Origin of the sequence: Leptospira vanthielii serovar Holland str. Waz Holland = ATCC 700522 (assembly GCF_000332455.1) — a bacterium.
GTDB lineage: Bacteria > Spirochaetota > Leptospiria > Leptospirales > Leptospiraceae > Leptospira_A > Leptospira_A vanthielii.
Genome location: NZ_AOGY02000056.1, coordinates 1 through 19893, shown reverse-complemented (window position 1 = coordinate 19893; position 19893 = coordinate 1). Strand labels below are relative to the sequence as shown.

18 protein-coding genes are annotated in these 19893 nt (G+C 38.4%); 7 read left to right on the top strand and 11 right to left on the bottom strand.

All coding sequences use genetic code 11. The features are described 5' to 3' along the window. Positions 1–5: 5 nt before the first annotated feature. The 4 genes from LEP1GSC199_RS12915 to LEP1GSC199_RS12900 all read left to right on the top strand — a co-directional run bounded on the left by LEP1GSC199_RS12915 (position 6) and on the right by LEP1GSC199_RS12900 (position 5886). On the top strand, positions 6–1892 hold the full coding sequence (locus tag LEP1GSC199_RS12915) for a glycoside hydrolase family 36 protein (RefSeq protein WP_002984093.1): 1887 nt from the start codon (positions 6–8) through the stop codon (positions 1890–1892). A 69-nt stretch (positions 1893–1961) separates the two neighbouring features. Continuing rightward, positions 1962–2426 carry a putative lipoprotein gene (locus LEP1GSC199_RS12910; protein ID WP_232420775.1) on the top strand — a complete coding sequence of 155 codons (465 nt, stop codon included), beginning with the start codon at positions 1962–1964 and terminating at the stop codon, positions 2424–2426. A 506-nt stretch (positions 2427–2932) separates the two neighbouring features. Continuing rightward, the gene (locus LEP1GSC199_RS12905; protein WP_002984234.1) at positions 2933–4267 is read left to right on the top strand and encodes a hypothetical protein; all 1335 of its coding nucleotides are present in this window, start codon (positions 2933–2935) and stop codon (positions 4265–4267) included. Then, positions 4264–5886: a hypothetical protein gene (locus LEP1GSC199_RS12900; protein WP_002984042.1), complete on the top strand. Its 1623-nt coding sequence runs from the start codon at positions 4264–4266 to the stop codon at positions 5884–5886. The genes LEP1GSC199_RS12905 and LEP1GSC199_RS12900 overlap by 4 nt, the downstream gene beginning before the upstream one ends. On the opposite strand, the gene LEP1GSC199_RS12895 is transcribed toward LEP1GSC199_RS12900, so the two are convergent. From LEP1GSC199_RS12895 to LEP1GSC199_RS12885, 3 genes are read right to left on the bottom strand one after another with little or no spacing between them, the layout of a single operon-like run. Continuing rightward, positions 5843–6955, bottom strand: a complete 1113-nt coding sequence (locus LEP1GSC199_RS12895; protein WP_039926801.1) for a SpoIIE family protein phosphatase — start codon at positions 6953–6955, stop codon at positions 5843–5845. The genes LEP1GSC199_RS12900 and LEP1GSC199_RS12895 overlap by 44 nt on opposite strands. Positions 6956–6983: 28 nt before the next feature. Beyond that, the gene (locus LEP1GSC199_RS12890) at positions 6984–7799 is read right to left on the bottom strand and encodes a hypothetical protein (RefSeq protein WP_002984058.1); all 816 of its coding nucleotides are present in this window, start codon (positions 7797–7799) and stop codon (positions 6984–6986) included. Further along, positions 7799–8698 (bottom strand): histone deacetylase family protein, encoded by a 900-nt coding sequence (locus LEP1GSC199_RS12885; RefSeq protein WP_002984302.1) that lies wholly within the window; start codon positions 8696–8698, stop codon positions 7799–7801. The genes LEP1GSC199_RS12890 and LEP1GSC199_RS12885 overlap by 1 nt, the downstream gene beginning before the upstream one ends. A 91-nt stretch (positions 8699–8789) precedes the next feature. Between LEP1GSC199_RS12885 and pyk the strand changes: the two genes are divergently transcribed. Next, positions 8790–10226 (top strand): pyruvate kinase, encoded by a 1437-nt coding sequence (gene pyk, locus LEP1GSC199_RS12880; protein WP_002984296.1) that lies wholly within the window; start codon positions 8790–8792, stop codon positions 10224–10226. Here the strand turns inward: pyk and LEP1GSC199_RS12875 are convergent. From LEP1GSC199_RS12875 to LEP1GSC199_RS12845, 7 genes are all read right to left on the bottom strand, one after another. Then, the gene (locus LEP1GSC199_RS12875) at positions 10219–11469 is read right to left on the bottom strand and encodes a BaiN/RdsA family NAD(P)/FAD-dependent oxidoreductase (protein ID WP_002984358.1); all 1251 of its coding nucleotides are present in this window, start codon (positions 11467–11469) and stop codon (positions 10219–10221) included. The genes pyk and LEP1GSC199_RS12875 overlap by 8 nt on opposite strands. Positions 11470–11471: 2 nt before the next feature. Then, entirely contained in the window at positions 11472–11894 is a 423-nt protein-coding gene (locus tag LEP1GSC199_RS12870; RefSeq protein ID WP_039926799.1) for a VOC family protein, read from the bottom strand. An 8-nt stretch (positions 11895–11902) separates the two neighbouring features. Further along, a complete protein-coding gene (locus tag LEP1GSC199_RS12865) occupies positions 11903–13087 on the bottom strand; it encodes a sterol desaturase family protein (RefSeq protein ID WP_002984356.1) in 1185 nt (394 codons plus the stop codon). 141 nt (positions 13088–13228) lie between these two features. Beyond that, a complete protein-coding gene (locus LEP1GSC199_RS12860; protein WP_002984260.1) occupies positions 13229–13840 on the bottom strand; it encodes an ABC-type transport auxiliary lipoprotein, LBF_0736 family in 612 nt (203 codons plus the stop codon). A gap of 4 nt (positions 13841–13844) precedes the next feature. Next, positions 13845–14792: an MlaD family protein gene (locus LEP1GSC199_RS12855; protein ID WP_002984250.1), complete on the bottom strand. Its 948-nt coding sequence runs from the start codon at positions 14790–14792 to the stop codon at positions 13845–13847. After that, the gene (locus LEP1GSC199_RS12850) at positions 14789–15556 is read right to left on the bottom strand and encodes an ABC transporter ATP-binding protein (protein WP_002984142.1); all 768 of its coding nucleotides are present in this window, start codon (positions 15554–15556) and stop codon (positions 14789–14791) included. Before LEP1GSC199_RS12850 ends, LEP1GSC199_RS12855 begins: the two co-directional genes overlap by 4 nt. Then, positions 15553–16677, bottom strand: a complete 1125-nt coding sequence (locus LEP1GSC199_RS12845) for an MlaE family ABC transporter permease (protein WP_002984278.1) — start codon at positions 16675–16677, stop codon at positions 15553–15555. The genes LEP1GSC199_RS12850 and LEP1GSC199_RS12845 overlap by 4 nt, the downstream gene beginning before the upstream one ends. A gap of 87 nt (positions 16678–16764) precedes the next feature. On the opposite strand from LEP1GSC199_RS12845, the gene LEP1GSC199_RS12840 reads away from it, so the two are divergent. Both LEP1GSC199_RS12840 and LEP1GSC199_RS12835 read left to right on the top strand, forming a co-directional pair. Beyond that, positions 16765–17853, top strand: a complete 1089-nt coding sequence (locus LEP1GSC199_RS12840; protein ID WP_002984343.1) for a helix-turn-helix domain-containing protein — start codon at positions 16765–16767, stop codon at positions 17851–17853. 114 nt (positions 17854–17967) lie between these two features. Beyond that, entirely contained in the window at positions 17968–18831 is an 864-nt protein-coding gene (locus LEP1GSC199_RS12835) for a sterol desaturase family protein (RefSeq protein ID WP_002984323.1), read from the top strand. A 109-nt stretch (positions 18832–18940) separates the two neighbouring features. On the opposite strand, the gene LEP1GSC199_RS12830 is transcribed toward LEP1GSC199_RS12835, so the two are convergent. After that, positions 18941–19501 (bottom strand): dihydrofolate reductase family protein, encoded by a 561-nt coding sequence (locus LEP1GSC199_RS12830; RefSeq protein ID WP_002984056.1) that lies wholly within the window; start codon positions 19499–19501, stop codon positions 18941–18943. Between the last annotated feature and the right edge of the window lie 392 nt (positions 19502–19893).

Sequence of the window (19893 nt, the reverse complement as noted above, 5' to 3'; positions counted from 1 at the left end):
CCAAGATGAAAATTCAATACAGAGTTCATAATTCCGTCACCATTTCGAACTTCCTTCCTATTAAGGCAGGGGTTTACCAATCCGAATGTAAAAAATTCGAGCTTTTACTTACGTCCGCAACGGAAGCCAAAACGGGCACTGTCCTTAGTCCCAAACTCATTTGGCGAGAATCCACAAGGCCCGAAGTGGGATTTTCCGTAGACCATTTGGAATTGGAGTTGTCCCTTCTACCGGAAGGCGGTGGGTATTCCCTTTTCCAACATGGATACCAGTCTTGGTCCATCTCACGGAAGGTAGAAAGTACGGCCGTAGACAAACCACCGTTTTTATCTTTTTTACATTACTCTCAGGAAAATATATATTCCAAACACGAATCTAAAGTGGGGAAGTTTATCTCCGAATACCTAACCCTTGTTTTTAACAAAGATACGGGAAATGGGATTCTATATGCTCCCATCGAACAGGGAGAATTTGGAACTAAATTTGAAGTGGTTTTTGGGGAATCAGGAAATGTAACTTCCGTTAAAGCAATATATGATGTACATTGTTTGCCAGACCTTCGCCCCAATGCAAAACTAAGCATTGCCAAAATCAAAGTCCAAACATTCAAAGGAAACCCGGAAGGAATACTTGCCAAATACTTTGAGGAGCTCGGAAATAAAGAAGGCCCAGGAAATTTACCAAAAAAAGTTCCCACGGGTTGGTGCTCTTGGTATTATTATTATACTAAAATTGACCAAAAAACCATTTTAGACAACCTAGCAAAAGTTAGAGAACTGAATTTACCTTTTGAATTTTTCCAAATTGATGATGGATACCAAAAGGAGATTGGAGACTGGCTTGTACCAAACGATAAATTTCCAGGAGGGATGCGAATCCTTGCTGATGAAATCAAACGAGTGGGTCTAAAACCAGGGATCTGGCTTGCCCCCTTTCTTGTTCGAAAAAAATCAGAGTTCTTTCGTAAATATCCAGAAGCCATTCTCAAAGACCAAAATGGGAAACCAGTTCCTGCCATTTACCAACCACTTTGGGGAAGAGGGTATACCTATGCTCTCGACATCACCCACCCCACGGCTCTCGCTTATATAGAAAAGGTTTTTTCTACTCTTGTTAAAGAATGGGGATACCCTTATTTAAAATTGGACTTTCTCTATGCGGGTCTATTGCCAGGTGATGTGTATAACAAAAGTTTGTCGCCACAAGCCCGTTATAGAAATGCGTTAGAACTCATTCGAAAAGTAGTCGGTAAAAATACCTTTTTACTCGGGTGCGGGGCTCCTATGTTGCCATCGGTTGGGATCTTTGATGGGATGCGAATTTCATGCGATGTGGCACCGTTTTGGTATCCTGAAAAACTCCGTGTTTTCTTAAAAGATAGAGACGCACTTTGCACAAGAACGGCTCTCATCAACGACATCACTCGTTCCTCCATGCATAGACATCTTTGGCTGAATGATCCAGATTGTTTGCTTGTTCGTAAAAAAAGGAACAAAATGAACGAGGCCCAAACCAAACTGATGGCTTCCGTCATGGCAGTGTCAGGTGGGATGTTGCTTGTTTCTGATGATTTGACGAAACTAGAAACCGATCGTTTGGATCTTTTAAAAAAGGCCTTCCAATTGAACAGAGAATGCCAGGCTTATACCCCAGTTCCCATTGGTATCTTTCAAAACGAATTTCCACCAGCTATGTACAATCCTGCCGGATATCTTGGAATTTGGAATCCAACAGAAGAAGAACAAACGATTCGTTTTGCCATCCCACAAGGCCTAAAAACAAAAGCACCGTTTTTAGATTTTTGGACAGGAACGATGGTAGACCTTTGCGTTGTGGATGGTCATTTTGAAACCACTTTACCGGCTTTTGGTTCAGTTGTTGTATCCGTTTGATTGAGAAAATTAATTGACGATTTTTAAAAAAGACTTAGAATCTTTGCAATTCGTCGTAAGAGGTTTTTTATGCGTATGATCAAACATTTGAGTATAGTTTCCGTTATTGCGGTACTAATCTCACTTAACAATTGTTCTTTCTTGGATTCTGCTTCCGGTAGCGTTAGCCGTTTAGGTGTCTCTGTATCTGATTCGGCATCTGCCCTTGTCAAATCAGTATCTAACAGTATCTCTTCTATTTCCGATGAAGGAAAAGAACAAGCAATGAACCAATATAAAGAAGATGTAATTGCAAGTGTTGCTTTACAAATTCGTTACGAAAACCAAAAACAAGAATTGGAAAACCAACTTTCTTTAATCGCAAAATCGCATGGTGTTGTGGCATGGAGATCCAATCGTGCTACTTACATTGCCATTGGCCAAGGTTTAAAACAAGCAAATCTTTCTCCTTCGGAAATGAAAGCAGTAACAATGGACGTAGCAAAACAAAATGCAGTTGTCGCAAAACTGATCTTAAACGGGTACAATCTATAATCCAGATCGTCTTTGGGCGGAATCACGCCGCCCATTTATTCTTTTTTTTACTTACCTATCTTTTTTTACTTTTTCCTCTACATTCGCAGTCGAACTCAAATCCTTACGGTTTTTTATACATAGATTCGAATTCGGGTCAGTCTAGTGGCGGACACTCTGCACTGCGGTTTGGCGACCGGGTTTACCATCTGCAATACTCCTTCGAAGACAAAATATTTCATATTGTCCGGGAACCATGGGTAGACTTTCGGTTCCAATACGGGGTAGTTCAAAATCGTAATATCGAATTTTACGAGTGGGAAATTTCTGAGAACGCAAAACATACGTTACGCCAAAAGTGGAATGAACTTTACTTAGTTCAGGAAACCCATATCCAAAACCAAAAAAAATTAGAACAGGAATGGGAGGTCTCAGAACTCAACTCCGATGGAAATAAGTTTTTTTTACCCATCTCTGGATTTGGATATTTTACAAATATTCCTGATCCCCATTCTTCAATTCCAAAATTGTTTTCCTTTTCCAAAAAGGAAAAAGAAATTCTAAAAAGGTCTAGTATAAACTGGGCGGAGGCAACCAAGAAAATTCAATCAACAAAAACAAATATCTCCTTACCGAATACGGACTCTCCTTACCGCCTCATCCATTCCATCCAAACCAAAAGAGATCTGCTCACAAATGCAGAGAAAAAAAGTTTTATTCGTCACTATCTTTTAGATCCGGTCCTGCTTTATGAACCCGCTTTTTTACAACTGAATGGATCGGAATTCCACTTAAGTGAAACAGAGATAAAGGTATGGAAAAGTTATCTGAATGGATTGGTGCATGACTTACGTTTCTGTATATTCGAATCCGAATGTAATGATTGGGAAGAGATGACATTATTATTACGAATTGTCTATATACAAAAATCGATTGTTTTAGAGACAATTGTTTTTCCTAAAAAAAACTTGGATGGTTTCCAATACCTTCCCGTCATCCAGTTACCTGAGTCTGTCAAGACCACGAAACAAAAAGAGTACGATCAGCTATTTACTTCTCAAAAAAAAATCTTCGCTTCGGGATATGACCCCATCCAGTTTTTTAATTGGGAATCTTTCTTAGTTCGTTACCAAAGTTTTTTGGAACAAGGAGTGGCGCCAGAGGGGATTGAATTCAATTGGGTGGGTTATAATCCATATAAAGAAAATTCCCAAAACTTGGCAATTTCAGACGAAACAGAAAACCAAACCAAACAAAGAAACTATGAATCCTATACAAAAGGAATCCAAAACCTCTATTCATACCACCTAACACATAAAAATTGCACAACAGAACTTTTTCGTTATATGAATGAAATGTTTCCAGAAGGTCGGATTGGAAACGAAACTTTTTGGGATCCTCTGTCAAACACTGTGATTAGTCTCAATTTTATACCTTCAGTAGCAGCATTAAAACTGGAATCCAATTCTGGCACCATACAAAAAAAACTTTATCCATCTTACCGAAATCTAAAGAGAAAAAAAATAACGAACTTTACGGAAAAACATTTTAAAGAAAGTTTTGTGCCCACTTCGAAAATTTATAAACCCAACCCAATTGATCATCCCTTTTTGTTTTTTACCGAAGAAACAGTTTGGAACCGTCCCATTTTGGGTCTAGCTAATACAATCTATGGTATAGGGTATACGGGAATGGGAATTCTTAGTGCTCCCTTTGACAAAGGAAGCCGATTTTCCAAAGGAACGGAATCTCTATTTTATAGCCTTCCAGAACTTGTGTTTTTTAATATCCGTAAAGGGCATTTTCCTTTTATCGCTGCAAAAGAAATCCCAAAAGAGTATTATCTAAAAGAATCCTTATGAAAACAGCCTTTTTATATCTACCTTACCTCCTCCTTTTGAGTTTCCAATTTTTTTCCACAAAACCTTGGTTCCTTCCTGGAGAAAAAAATGTTTATATATCTATTTCTATCTTTTTTATCCTACTCCAATCCGTAGTTCTTTACGGGAAAAAAGTTAACAACCGCTTAGTGGTGAAATGGGGAACCTACGTTCCACCTAATTGGATACTAGCCTCTCTTTTTTTTGTAGGTTTGGTATCATTACCCATCCGGAATATAGACTGGGGAGATGGCCTCCTCCTTTTGGAAACCAATCTTTTAGAAACAAAACTTTTTGGTTTCCAATTTACTTTGGATGAAATTTTGGAAACGCTCCTTCATAGCCAGGTTTCCAACTTACTCTCTGGGTTTGGTTTTCCGGATGACCCAAGAATTTCTTATTCTTTTTTATCCCAACTGGCAGGAATAGGGATGTTATTTGGATTTCTGTGGACTGCGGGAAAAAATCGCAAATCGAACACAGCCTCTATTCTCATCTTACTTTCGTCAGGTGGAATTTTACTTACCTTTGGTTATGCCGAAAATTATACACTCGTCACTGTATCCCACCTTCTTTTGTATATTTTCGTATCTAAATTTGTGCAAAACCCAAAGGACAATGATCTATTGTTATATGGAGCGACTGCCCTTGTAGCAATCTCTATGTTATTCCATTTGGTTTCCGGATACTTAGTCATTCTATTGGGTTATTTATGGTATATTCATTCGCCAAAAGAAAAAAAACTCAAACATCTGATCGTTTCTGCACTTATAGGTTTTGGCATTCTTATCCCTTGGTTTCTTTATTTCTTATTCTATCATGACCCGACGATTGATAGAAATAGCACCCACTTAATCCACCCGCCCTTTTATCCCAAAAACCGATTGGTCTCACTCAATCATATAAAGGAAATCCTCGCAGTTTTGTATTGGAATGCAGCAATTGCCACTTTGTTTTTATTCTATCAATTTTTCTTTTTCAAAAAAGAATGGAAGGCTTTTGCCATAAGACCAGAAACAAAAACAATTTTTGTAGCTGGTTTTGCTTTTTGTCTTCATGGATTCTTTCATAATCCCCAGTTAGGTTTCCCTGCAGACTGGGACCTCATGGGATTCTATTGGTTACCCATCACATTTTTGGCCCACCAATTCTGGATCCAGTCCCGAGAGACTTCTCTCGAATGGATTCCACCCTTTTTATTTGGAACAGTCATTGTGATTTTTTCAGCGATCACTTTAAACAAAGTAAATCCCGACAAAGAAATTCTTTGGGAAGTTACAAAATCAACAATTCAAAGTTATGTTATAGAAAACAAACCACACATCGATAGTTTATCTAAAGAAGATAAAAAATTCTTCGCTAAAGGGGATTTTCTATTTTATAAAGGAGAAATGATCACAAACAGGCTTTGTGATTTTCCTACAAAAAAAGAAATCATTCGAAAAATGAACTTACATCGAAGGGAATGGAAACAGGGGTTTGAAACCGGAAATTTTAGATCCAAAGAAGTGCTCGGTCAATTTTTGACCGAGGCTACAAAAACCAACGTGGAATACATTAAATCTCTAGAAGCAAATAAGATATGTCATCCGAAGCTTTAGAGGATGTTTCTAAATATTGGATATAGTTTGTTATCTCTGTTTTCATACCTTCTACTCGACTGCCCCCACCAGGAAGTTGGATTAAAGTTTGGACCAAGGGATGTGTGCTAGAGGCAAGTAATCCATCCGAATACAAAAAGAGAATGTCTCCTTCTTCTACCTGGATTTCATTTTCTGCAAATTCCATATCTTTAAGAATCCCTAAAATTTGACCCGATTGGTCATGTAAAATCAAAGGAGCACGAGACTCTTTTTGAAATACAATGGGAAACGGATGACCACCCCTTGCGTAAGTAATTTTTTTCTTAGCATGGTCAATAACGATACTAATGGCTGTCATACTATGAGTTCCAATTTCGTTACAAAGTTCTCGGTTCAAACGAGAAAGTAAATTGGAAGGTGCTATCGTTGTTGTCCGCACTAATTCCCTATGAATCGTAGTCATAAGAATTGCGATCAATCCCGATGTAACTCCGTGACCTTCAATATCACCCATCAAAATCAAAGTCCTATCTTCATCCAAAGGTAATACTTGGAAAAAATCACCTGATACAAAACTCACTGGTTTGATATCAGCATATATCTTGTGAGTAAGCTGAGGCAGATTCATTGTTTTCGTTTGAATCTTGGCGGCTAACCTGAGGTCACGTTTGATCGACTCATCCATTGACTCTTTATCTTTTAAAAAATTATAATATTCAAATGCGCGTGAAATAGCGGCTTCAATGGATTTTGTATGAAAGGGTTTTAAAATAAAGTCAGAGGCCCGATGGTAAAGTGAGGAGACAACAGTCTGAATATCATGTTCCCCCGTCATCATTAAAACTTGGGTTTTGGAATCGTATGCTTTGATCTTCTGCAACAGATCCAGACCCGAAGTTTGTGGCATATTGACATCCAAAAAAACGATCGGATTACGTTCCCCTTCGAAGTATTCCAAACCTTGCAATGGGTTAGTAAAATACCTTACAAAATAACCTAATCCATTAATAATAAGTTCTAAGGTTTCACAGATTTCTGTATCATCGTCTATGATTAGAATCTCGGGTTTAAAAGAATATTCGGACATCTACTATAGTTATCGGCTTCGAAAGGCCTTACTTTGAGACCAATGTGAATTTTAGTTTTCCTTTCACTTCCTCTACTTTCTTAAAGTAAGCCTCATGAAATACTTTTTTCTCCAAATAGATATCCGTGCAGGAAATCATCTCTCCATACTTCCACTCATAAGGTTCCCCGTTCTCGTAACGAACTCGGTTCTGATGGATCTGAGAGGACAAATTCCGAAGATTGGTCCCACGGAAATTTTTCACAAGGGCGCGAAAGGTTCCCTCTTTTTCAGGATCTATGAAACGAAATTTACGAGAAAATAAAACTGCGTCATGAAAGTATTCGGGAACATTAAAAGCGCCAGAGGTGCCAAGTTTTTTGGAAAGATCACGTATAAAATCGGTGAATTCATTCAGAACATTTAACCCCGGATATTCTTGTCCAAAGTACAATTCCTTTTTGATATCCCCAGGTTCAAAATTAATATTCTGAGTGAGAAGCCAATCGATATAAATCATAGGAAACTGTTCATCATCACCCTTCAACTGAAATTGAGATACTTTAAGACGAGTATGAACTAGGATTTTTTTATTTTCTGACTTTATGTAAATGCGATTGTCATAATCATTAAGAATTTCTAACTCAATGATCGAGTTATGAAACCCACGTTTTTCAACTGCTTTGATAAGACCAGCGCTAACTAACATCTGTTCTACTTCATAATGAGTGAACCGGTTGAATAACTTCGGTTCCATATTTAATGAAGTATTTAGTTCTTTAGATACATCTACTAAAGACAAATCATCCAAATCCAACCAATCGGACTGGTTTTTCTTTTTGTCTGTAGAGGAAAAAACTCCCATTACTTTTCACCAAATGCAGTAATTGTATTAAAATGAATTTCTACTGTGTCGCGAAAGTCGCGTGCATAACCGCCAGCAAGAGTCACAACACAAGGGACGTTGAGCGACTCAGCAAACTTACGAACCATCGAATCACGTTCTTTCAGACCTTTCATGGAAATTTTTAATTCTCCAAGAGAATCATCTTCATAAGGGTCAGCTCCTGCAACATAATAAATTATATTGGAGTCAAAATCTTTCCGAATTTGATTCAGTGAAGTTTCTAATGTAGTTAGATACTCATCATCTTTTGTATTAGGTTCCAAATTCACATCTAAGTTAGATACTTCTTTCTTTGGATAAAGATTTCCTTGGTGCATCGAAAATGTGAAAACTTTGTCATCATATTGGAAAACATACGAATTTCCATTACCTTGATGCAAATCCAAGTCAATGATAAGTGCATTTATATTGGGGTTATCCTCTTTCTGTTTCCGTATAGCGATTGCTACATCATTTAAATAACAAAAACCTTCTGCTTTATCTGGGAAACTATGGTGGTATCCACCGCCCATATTAAAGGCAAATTGAAACTTTTTAGAAAGTTCTGCTGCCATAATAGTACCACCAACTCCATACATAAAACTTTCCACAATACTTCGATTAAGTGGAAGTTCAGAATACATGGTTCGCGACGTATGTTCATAACTAAACAAATCGTCTAAGTATTCTTTTGTGTGAACGAGTTCTAAGTCTGCTTCTTCTGCTTTTTTAGGTAGTAAAATGTCCCAGGATGCATACACAGGATCTCTTTTGACACGATTGTAAAGGTGAGAATACTTATGAGCTGGGAATACATGTCCCGGTAATTCGAGATTGTAGGAAGAATGGTAGATGAGAGCGAGTGCATTAGATGCCATTAAAATGATATTTTTGTGAAAAATGACACAAGTCAATTCAAACCGTACAATTTACTTGCAGGAAAAAACAAAAAAGCTAAGAATAGGGTCTATGCCGGTAGATGAAAAAATCCCCAACAAACGCACAAAAATTATCTGTACCATTGGTCCCGCCTCTGCTAACCGTGAAACTATCTTAAGTCTTATCTATTCGGGAATGGATTTGGCCCGGATGAATTTTTCTCATTCTACTCATGAATACCATAAAGAGATTTTTGAGTTGTTACGGGAGTGTGAACAAGAATCCGGCAAGTCCATTGGAATCCTTGCTGACTTACAAGGCCCTAAAATTAGAACAGGAAAATTAGGAACGGGACCCTTTGAACTAAAAACGGGAGACAAAATCACTATCAATAATAAACCTGATTTCCTCGGCACAGCAGATGAGATCGGTTGCACCTACCCATACATATTAAACGATATCGATGTAGGTCACAAACTCCTGATTGACGACGGCAAACTCTCCTTTGTTGTAAAATCAAAAACTAAAGAAAAAGCAGTTTTAGAAACCGTCATTGGCGGCATCTTAAAAGACAACAAAGGAATCAACCTTCCAGGAACTCCAATTTCAGCACCTGCCCTTTCGGAAAAAGACATCGAAGATTTACAATTTGCATTGTCATTAGGTGTAGATTATATCGCATTATCATTTGTTAGACGAGCTAGCGATTTAGAGATGGCACGCCAGTTTATGAAAGATAGTTACGCAGGCCTTATTGCAAAAATCGAAAGACCAGAAGCGATTCAAAATATTGAAGAGATCATCGACAATTGTGATGGAATTATGATTGCTCGCGGTGATTTGGGTGTGGAGTTGGATACACAATATGTTCCCATCATTCAAAAAGAAATGATTACAAAACTCAATCAAAGAGGAAAACCTGTAATCACCGCAACACAAATGTTAGAGACTATGATTGACAACCCTCGTCCCACACGTGCAGAAGCAAGTGATGTTGCCAATGCGGTAATGGACGGAACCGATGCAGTGATGTTATCTGGAGAGACGGCTTCTGGAAAATATCCGGTGGAAACGGTGAGAACCATGACAAGTATCATCCAAGCAGCAGAAGAATCTGAAATTTATTTGTCTCACCTGAGATATATGGATCGTTCCGAATTTGAAGTAGAACGAACAGCTCTTGGTAGTGCGGCAGAATCCATCTCCCGATCTATCAACGCAAAAGCCATTATTAACTTCACTAGGTCTGGATACTCCTCCCTTCTCTCTTCAGAGTTTCGTCCCCTAAAACCGATCTATTCTTTCACACCTTTCCTTGGTACAGCAAGAAAGATGCAATTGTATTGGGGAGTCGAAGCCTACGTGATGCCGATGATGGATAAATTTCCCGATATGATTGCCTTTATGAGTAAAACTCTAAAGTCAGAAGGAAAATTAAAATCGGGAGATACAGTTGTAATTTTGTCTGGTGCACCAGGATCTGTGGCACAAACTGTGGACTTCATTCAAATCCACAAAGTCAAATAACAATTGTTTTGCGAATGCCTTGGGCTGCGATGGTTGCTGTAGTCCAGGCATTCTGAAAATTAAAACCTCCAGTAATTCCATCCACATCAATAATCTCACCTGTAAAAAAAAGTCCGGGGCAAAGTTTACTTTCCATGGTTTGGAACTGGATGTCTTTTCTAGAAATTCCTCCCGCTGTCACAAACTCTTCTTTAAACACTCCTTTGGCCACCATTCGGAGTTTGGTTTGTGTTAAAGATAAACTTAAAACCCGGATTTCCGACTTTGAAATATCGGAATAACGTTTGTTAGCTTGAATTTTGGATTCTTTTAAAATCCATTCCCAAAACCGAGAAGGTAATTTCCATTCTGGATCGGGAGCCAATTTATCTGCTGGTGTTCTCTCTTTTTTGGATAAATAATCATCTTCTATACTTTGTGTTGATTTTCCAAACACCCAGTTAACAGATAGATCCACTTTGTAATCGGCTTCAAATAAAGTGCGTGCCTCCCAAGCAGACAAACGAAGCGCACAAGGCCCACTGAGCCCCCAATGTGTGATAAGCATTGGTCCTTTCTGCGGTTTTCCTTTGGGCAACACTTTGATTTCACAGTACGGAACCACAAGGCCTGTCAGTTCCATAAGATCTGTATTTTCTAGAGTCAATGTAAAGAGTGAGGGAACAGGTGTAACGATTTTATGTCCCAGCTTTTCTAAGATACTCCAAATTTTTCTGTTCGATCCAGTCGCAAGAACAACAATATCAAAATGTTCTTCCACTCCTCCCTCCCATAAAACTCTGAAACCTTTGATCTGGTCTGAAGTTTGATTTGAATAGATACCAACTAACCCCTGTTCAAAGTGGATTGGTATATGTTTTATTTTTAATTCATTTAAAAAACATTGGATGATGGTATCAGAACTGTCTGTTGCAGGGAACATCCTTCCATCGGCTTCGGCTTTGAGCTTTACCCCTCTTTTTTGAAACCATTCGATTGTATCTTTTGGCCCAAAACTTTCAAACGCCCAACGTAACTCTTTATTTCCTCGGGGATATCTCTCGGAAAGAAGTTCTGGATCAAAAAGATTATGAGTGACATTACATCGCCCACCACCAGAGATTCGAAGTTTAGAAAGAGGTTCTTTTGACTTTTCAAAGATCTGAATCTCACATAACCCCTGTAATTGCTCTTGAATTTGCAGGGCTACAAAACATCCAGAAGCCCCAGCTCCAATGATAGCAATTTTTGGTTTTTTAGCCAATCCTACCACTCACCAGAGTTCGGCATAGAAAGCCAAGGTTCCATCAAAGGTAAAGATTTGCCCTTCTGGAGAAGTTCAATGGAAATTAAGTCTGGAGACCTAACAAATGCCATACGGCCGTCGCGAGGAGGACGATTGATGACAACACCCATCTTTTGAATCTGCGTACAAGTTTCGTAAATGTTATCTACTTCGTAAGCTAGATGTCCAAAATTCCTTCCCGATGTATAAGGCTCTGTTTGTCCCCAATTGTAAGTCAGTTCGATCTCTGGTGCATCTGTCTCACCAGTAGATAAAAAAACCAAAGTGAATTTACCTTCTGGATGTTCGTTCCTTCTAGTTACTTTTAAACCAAGGATCTCCACAAAAAAATGGAGCGCCCGATCTAAATCCATAACCCGAATCATTGTGTGTAAATATTTCATCTTTCCTACTATAAGAAAAAATAGACCAAAAGCACAAGCCAAGAAATATATTTAGGAACCTCAAATCGTAGCCAATCTTTGTTTCCCTCTAAAAGTCTCCCCAAGGAAACAAACGAAAGTACCAAAAGAACAAATACAGAACAAATTTCACCCAAGGAAAACAAATGCATTCGTTTCAGAAAATATAAAGTGAATGTTGTCGGAACCAAAAAAGAAAACAATAAAAAGGACCGGTAGATGATATTGCCTGTCTTACGCCTGTATTGTGGTTCCAATGCTTTAAAAGCAATCTCCCCTCTGTGATGACTCAACCAAACTTTAGGATCTCTTACCCCACGATCAACCGCAGACTGAAGATCATCTGGTCTTACCGATGGATAAGAGAAGAAGGAAACAAGTCCCTGCCATTTATTTTTTGTATGGATTAGATCAGAAAACAAGTCTCGAAACACATGTAATTCCGCAGTCACAGGATCATAAGTATGTAGTTGGGATACAAGTCCATATCTAGGCTCTTTGGTTTCTTCACAAAAAGTTCCAAAAATTCGATCCCAAAAAATAAACACTCCGCCATAATTTCTATCTATGTATTCTGGATTCATGGCGTGATGAACTCTATGATGAGAAGGAGTGACAAACACATATTCAAACCAAGTAGGAAGTTTATGAATAGCGCGAGTGTGAACCCAAAATTGGTAAGTACGATTCAGTGCATCAATGATCAAATAAGATTCTACTGGAAATCCAACAAGAGCTAAAGGCAAATAAAAAAGTCCAATCCCAATGTTACGAACAAAGGATTGCCTGAGAGCTACCGATAAATTAAACTCTTCGCTGGAATGGTGCACTACATGAGAGGCCCACAAAACTTTGATTTCATGACTGTAGCGGTGTGCCCAGTAGAATAAAAAATCAAGTAGAACAAATAAAACAATCCAATGCACAGGGGAACTGGGAGATAAAAAAACTTTGGAAAGAAACTGAACACCCCAAGAGATTTGGTACAACTCGTTGTAAACAAAAACTAATCCCAAAAGAATGACACCATCAAAAATACGACTGAGGACTCCCAAACTCAAGTCTGCCAAAGAATCTTCGTAAAAATAATAATCCTGTTTCTTAAACCGAGTATAGATAACCTCAGCCAACATGAGTAGGATATAAATGGGGGCAATGGTTTCAATAAGTCTCATAGGTTGTCCTTAAGTCCTTACTATCTATACTAGTCTTTTTTGAAAAGCAACCTCGTTTCTAGCGGTGCACCTCGATTGAAATTTCAAAAGAAGACATATCAACGAGACCGTTATTTTATAATATTATCTTTATCCTTAGAATTATTTCAATTTATTACTTAGATCAGTGTTCAATTCATTGAATGCGTTGGTAAGGCCAAGGTTCCAACCAAGAACTAAAGCTTCCGGTTCTTTTTTCTCGATCGATTGAATTTGTTTGTATGTCTTTCTAAAAACAGGAGTAGATACAGAATCTTTGTCTTCATACACCACAACTTCAAACTCAATGACTGCTTTTGGTTCTTTGGTTCGGAAATCACCATACATCTGTGTGAGATTCAATTCAACAAAATGAGTTATGTTGACTCTTGTATGCATACTTGCATCCCACTCAAAGTTACCTGACTTCAAAAGAGAACGAACTAACTCTTCCTTAAAGTTATGAGAAGGAGGAATGAAAAACCCATTATAAAAATCAGATTCGTATACAGCATTTTCTTTTCGATATACAAACTCTTTCCCCTCAAATCTTTGGGAAATAAAAACCTTTCGAACAATGAAAGTTCTTGGTTTTGCAGCGGGGAACAATTGTTTGGTTTCGCCTGTTTCTATTAAATAAAACCTTTTTTCAGGAAAGGTTTTACTAACACCAAAACATTGGCTAAGGAAAAAAAGTAGTCCAGTAAAAAGTATAAAACGGATCAAGGCTTTCATTGTATTATTTCCAGAGTTTAGACTTGTTTGGTGCTTCGCCGAAGAGAAACTGAGACGGATATTTTTTAGCATTTGCAGTGACTTCTTTTAAATCTTCTGAAGCGATTCGCAAATTTTCAATCGATGTAGAAATATCACCTTGGTTCGAAGCAAGTAATGTGTCCAATCGCCTTAGTGTTGTTTGCAATTGGGTCACTGAAATATCTAATTTTTTTGGCAACCCTTGTGTCTCAGGACTTGCAATGAGGGCTTTTACTTCTGCATTAGTCTTTCGTAAATCCACGAGTAACCCCGTTGACTCGCGTGCTAGGTCTCCAAGTTTGGCTTCTTGGATTGTTTGATTGAGATTTCGAATAAGTTCACCAACACCCAAAAGAATTTTATCCACATCTGCCTTTTCGACTTTATCAAAAAACTTATCCACAGAGGCAGTAAACCTAGAGATAGTACTTGGTGCGGACGGAATATAAATTGTTTTTGGCTCCCACTCGATGGACAAAGGTGGGTTTTTTTCAGGATTTAAATAATCCACCTCTAAATAAGCCGTTCCAGTTAATCCTTGTGAGGCGAGTCGAACACGAAGACCACTTTGAATCATTCGTTGTACAGTTTTCTTTAAATCGTCGCCATATACTCCTTTCACAAAGTCAGGGACAGACATTTTAATCAAAACATATCGACCATACCGAAGTTCAGTGTCGTGATTTAGGTTCTCAGAATATTCATTTTGAACGAAGGTAATTTCTTGGACCGTACCAACTTTTACACCACGGTGTTTGACTGGCGAACCAATGTCCAAACCTTGCACCGATTCGTCGAAATAGGTTTCTAAACTAACTGATCTTTGAAAGATATTACCTGCGGTAAACACAATCAAAAACAAAATGAGTGTAAAAAAGCTAACAAGGACGAAGACCCCAACTTTAAAATAGATTTTACTTGATTGGTTCATAACGGGGAACTCTCCTGTGGAATACGATTAAAGAATTGTTTCACAAATGGATCTTTCGATTTTTCTTTCAAATCTTTTGGTTTGCCTTCGGCAATAATCCCTTTTTTGGATTTATCTAATACAATCACACGATCTGCCATAGTAAACACAGATGGTAACTCATGGGTAACAATTACAAAAGTTACTCCTAGAGTTCTCGACAAACGAATGATCAGATAATCTAACTCAACACTGGTAATGGGGTCAAGGCCGGCACTTGGTTCATCTAAAAATAAAATTTCAGGATCCATAGCCATCGCACGCGCAATGGCTGCACGTTTTTTCATACCGCCAGAAAGTTCCGCAGGATAAAGATGGGCAAACGGGAAAAGGCCAACCATTTTTAATTTGGTCATGGCAATTTCGTTCATGATCGCAAGTGGTAGTTTAGTAAACTCTTCCAAAGGCAATCGAATGTTTTCCAGTAATGTCATGGAACCAAAAAGTGCACTCTGTTGGTACATCACTCCAATTCGATTCCATATCCCGATTTTTTTCTTTCCTTCAGCTAAAACAATATCATCTTCATCAATCCATATACGGCCACTAAATGGTGAGGTTAAACCAATCATATTTTTTAATACTGTAGACTTACCACAACCAGAACCTCCGAGAATTCCAAAAATTTCCCCTCGGTTTACTTCAAAAGAGATATCTTCCATAATCACAGTATGGCCATATCCAGTGGTTAGATGTTCTACTCGAATGATTGGACTTTCTTTCATATTCGTAGGTAAAAATATAAGACGGAAAAAATTCCATCTAAGATGGACACAAGTATGATAGAGCCAACCACTGCCGAAGTGGTGGATTCTCCTACGGCTCCCGCTCCTGAAGCCGTTTTTAAACCTCGGTAACAGCCAATGGATGCAATGATCATTCCAAAAAAATAAGATTTTAAAAGTCCACCCAAGATATCGGAAAGACCCACAGCAAGATTCACTTGATTGATAAAAGTGACAAGAGGGAATCCAAAACTAATTAACACAACCGCCCCACCAATCAGACCAAACAGATTGAAAACAATCGTAAGAAGTGGTGTCATAATCAGTGACGCCACCAAACGAGGAATAATGAGAAATTGAACGGGAGGAAGACCCATAGTCGTCAGTGCATCAATTTCTTCTGAAACTTTCATCGTTCCTAGTTCTGCTGCAAATGCAGAGCCTGACCTTCCCGACAAAATAAAAGCAGTCATCAAAGGACCAAGCTCTCGAAACAAAGACAAACCCACAAGGTTTGCGACAAAAATTTCTGCACCAAACCTTCGCATTGGAATTGCCGATTGGAAAGACATGATAAGGCCGAGTAAAAACCCAATCATTGCAATGATGGGGAAGGCATTGACACCCATAGATTCCGCAACACGGAAGGTGTCTTTCCAACGAATTTTGGAGGGATGTAAAAAAGAACGCCAAAAGGAAACAGTAAGTTCCCCGGTAAAAGTGATTAAATATTTAAACTCTAACAACGAGTCGATGGTTAGTTTCCCAATTTTTTCCGATCTGCGAAGTGAGTTTGTGAGAATTTCTTTATTCTTCTTACTATCATCTTCCGAAATACTTAATCTGTACTTAAACTGATCACCTAATCCATGTAATATGAATTGAATCTGCCGACCTTCGCATTCCAAACGAACGAGTTTGATAAAGGAGATTCCAGAAGTATCTGATTCTTGCAAATTGCCTGCATGAACCATGACGGATCGAGGTGGATTTTTTTTTAGGATTTCAATGAACGCAGCCCAATCTTTGCCTGTTTCCAAGGCAGTGAGAACTGCTGGGAGGTGGATTTCTAAGGTGCTACCTTCCCACAGAAAGGAGGATTGTCGATGAATGGTATCCACGTTTCAAACGTAATTCTAATTCAGAACGAACTCGAGGCAAGTGATTTTATTTTACAATCCAATCGATTGAATAAAAGATGAACAAGAATGTGGAATCTCACAAGTCATTTGATTGCCTTTTCTGCCGGACTTTCTCTCCTCTTCGCTTGGGGAGAGTTCCTTAGAAAAAATACAACAGGCCAGACCCAAGTACAAGGATTATTATTTCTCTTTGCCTCCATGTTCCAGGCTCATACCTTTCTCACATCCACTGGCCTTTATCATTTTTTCCCTCATCTGTATCTTATCCATTTGCCCTTTACTGCTTGTATTGGTTCCCTACTTAGGCGTTATTTTTCAGAACTTTGGGATGAAAGTCCCAATAAAAACAATTTTTCTTATTGGGAACTAGCTCCTGCAGTGGTTGTGACCCTCCTACTCATCCCCTTTTATTTTTCGTCAGCAGAAGAAAAAATTGCTCTTCACACACGTTATTTGAAAGAAGGTGTTCCTCTGATTTTTCAAATCACAATTCTCATAGCTGTTTCACCCATATTTTATGCGGCTTTTTACGTCTTTACTAACATGGTTAAATACATTCGCCTGGAAAGATTCAAAAAATCAGCTCACCTTCGTTTGGTGGGAATTGTAGTCGGCATTGGTGCCTTTTCTAGTTTGATTGGAATTTATACTTTATTTTTTCACCAAAGACATGGCCTGGAGATTGTCTCTACTTTCATCGCCTTACTCCTCATTGGTGTCTATCTATTGCGACAAAAAAGCCCGGAATTATGGGGAGAAGTCCAAAGGATTGTCATTGAAGAAAAAAAATACCAAACTTCTCAATTAGGTGGATTCAATCTAGAAACTCTACAAAACCAACTGAGACACCTCATGGTAGAAGAAAGGATCTACCGAGACGAAAGTATCAATTTAGAAAAGTTGGCGATTGAGATGAATCTTTCCGAACACCAACTCTCTGAATATTTGAACCTCCACCAAAAGAAAAATTTTTTTCATTTGGTCAATCACTACCGCATCCAAGAGGCCAAAGAACTGTTTTCACTACATCCAGAAAGAAACATCCTTACCATTGCTTATGATGTTGGTTTCCCTTCCAAATCCACATTTTATGACGCCTTCAAACGAGAGGTGGGTACAAGTCCTAGTGAATTCAGGAAGTCTCTGAAAAACTAATCCGAATCGACCCGTTCGGAATCTTTTTTTATTCCGGCTTTACCGATCCGGTCGATTTGGTTTTTGATTTTTGTTAGAATGAACTCATTCGTAAGGTGTCTTTAGGAGAGTTGTATGTTTGGTGGACCAGTTCAGTGTGAATTAGTATTCGATTGTGTTACCAAAATTGGTTTTGCACAAGGAATTTTAAATTTCCTACGTTATTACCCGATTGCGGGGTTAGCATTTCTTTTATTCTATGTTTGGCGAAAGGACTTTTTCGAAACCTATCGCATTCAAAAAGTTTATCCTAAAGCTGAAAAAGTTTGGAAGGAATTTCGCCAATCTGCTGTGACACTGATCGTCTTTACCATGGTTGCAGTCACTAACATCACTTTGATGAAAGCAAAAATTGTTCCGAGTGCTGTTTATTTTGGACCTGTTTCTGGTTGGTCTGGGGTTGGATACATTTTGTTAAGCTTTGCGCTAATAACAGTTTGGCACGAAACGTGGTTCTATTGGATGCACAGGTTTGCTCACTTAAAAAAAGTATATCCTCATGTCCATTCCGAACACCACCAATCAGTGAACCCATCTCCACTCGCTGCCTATAGATTCCAAGCAACGGAAGCATTTTTAGAGGCTATCTACATTGTTCCCTTTGTGATGTTTGTTCCCATTCATTTCTATGTGTTGATCTTTCATACCTTCTATGCAATGGTTTTGAATATTTGGTGGCATTTGGGATATGAATTTTTTCCCAAAGGTTGGGCCTCACATTCCATTACCAAATGGATCAACACCTCTACACACCACAATCTCCACCATCAGAAATTCCAAGGGAACTACTCCCTTTACTTCAATGTTTGGGATCGTTTGATGGGAACTAACTTCCCATATTACGAATCCTACTATGAACAAGTCACAGCAGAAAGAGATAAAAAACGAAAAGAGAAAAAAACAAAATCTAACGTCGATATGGAAGTTTTAGTTTCGTAGAAAAAATGAAATTGGTTTACCGAAGTTTGTTAGACATAGGTCGCTTCGGTAAACTATGATTTCGCATCATTCAAAAACTATTTTGTTCACAATTCGATTACGATTTTCATTAATCTTTCACCGGCGTATACCGTAGAACTGTTCCACCTGTAACTAAGGGAAGAGCTTCCAGTAGTTTGAGTTTTTGATGAGGGATTCCCTGGTGGAATAAAAGTCTGCCATTCCCTAAAAAAACAGGTGCAATGCATAAGCGAAACTCATCAAACAACCCTGCTTTCATAAAAGATTGAGAAAGATTACTACTACCGAACACAAAGATATTTCCATTGCCTTGTTGTTTCAATTTAGAAATTTCAGCTACTGCGTCTTTGACAATGGCTGTATGGTTCCAGTCAGCAGTTTTGAGTGTAGAGGAACAGACGACTTTCGGAATTTTATTCATGAACTTGGCGACTTCGCCTTCCTCTGCTTCTGCCTTTGTCCAATAATCCGCCATACCTTTATACGTTGACGCACCAAACACAAGCATATCGGCTGATTTCAGCTGAGTCAGGCTAAATTCTTCCAACTCTTTACCCCAAACATGTGCGTGAAAACTCAAGTCCCAACTTTTCTCACCCTCAAAATATCCGTCGAGAGTGATCACATTCCACATAATTAATTTTCTCATAATGGATTCCTTAAAAATTAAAGTTTACTAATCATTCATTTTCTTTAACAAAAGAAAAATCAGCTTTAGCCAAAATTAAAATACTGATTTTCATTTTTCATTCAGAAAATTTGGCATGAACTGCGAGTTATAGATTATAAGCGAACTACGTTTATATGCCGGCTACGCAAAGAGAATGTAAGAAGCTGTAAAATAGTACCGCGGATCATCGCGTTGCGCTTATCCTGCTGTTATGCGAACATTGCGGGGAAGAGTCGCCGCATCCGTGCGGCGTTTTGTAAGAAAATCCCAGAAATAAACAATTTGACAAATATACAAATCTTGTATATGATGGAAAATTATGAATCAGACTGTTAATATCTCATTCGAAAAAGCTCTTTTATACGTGGCGT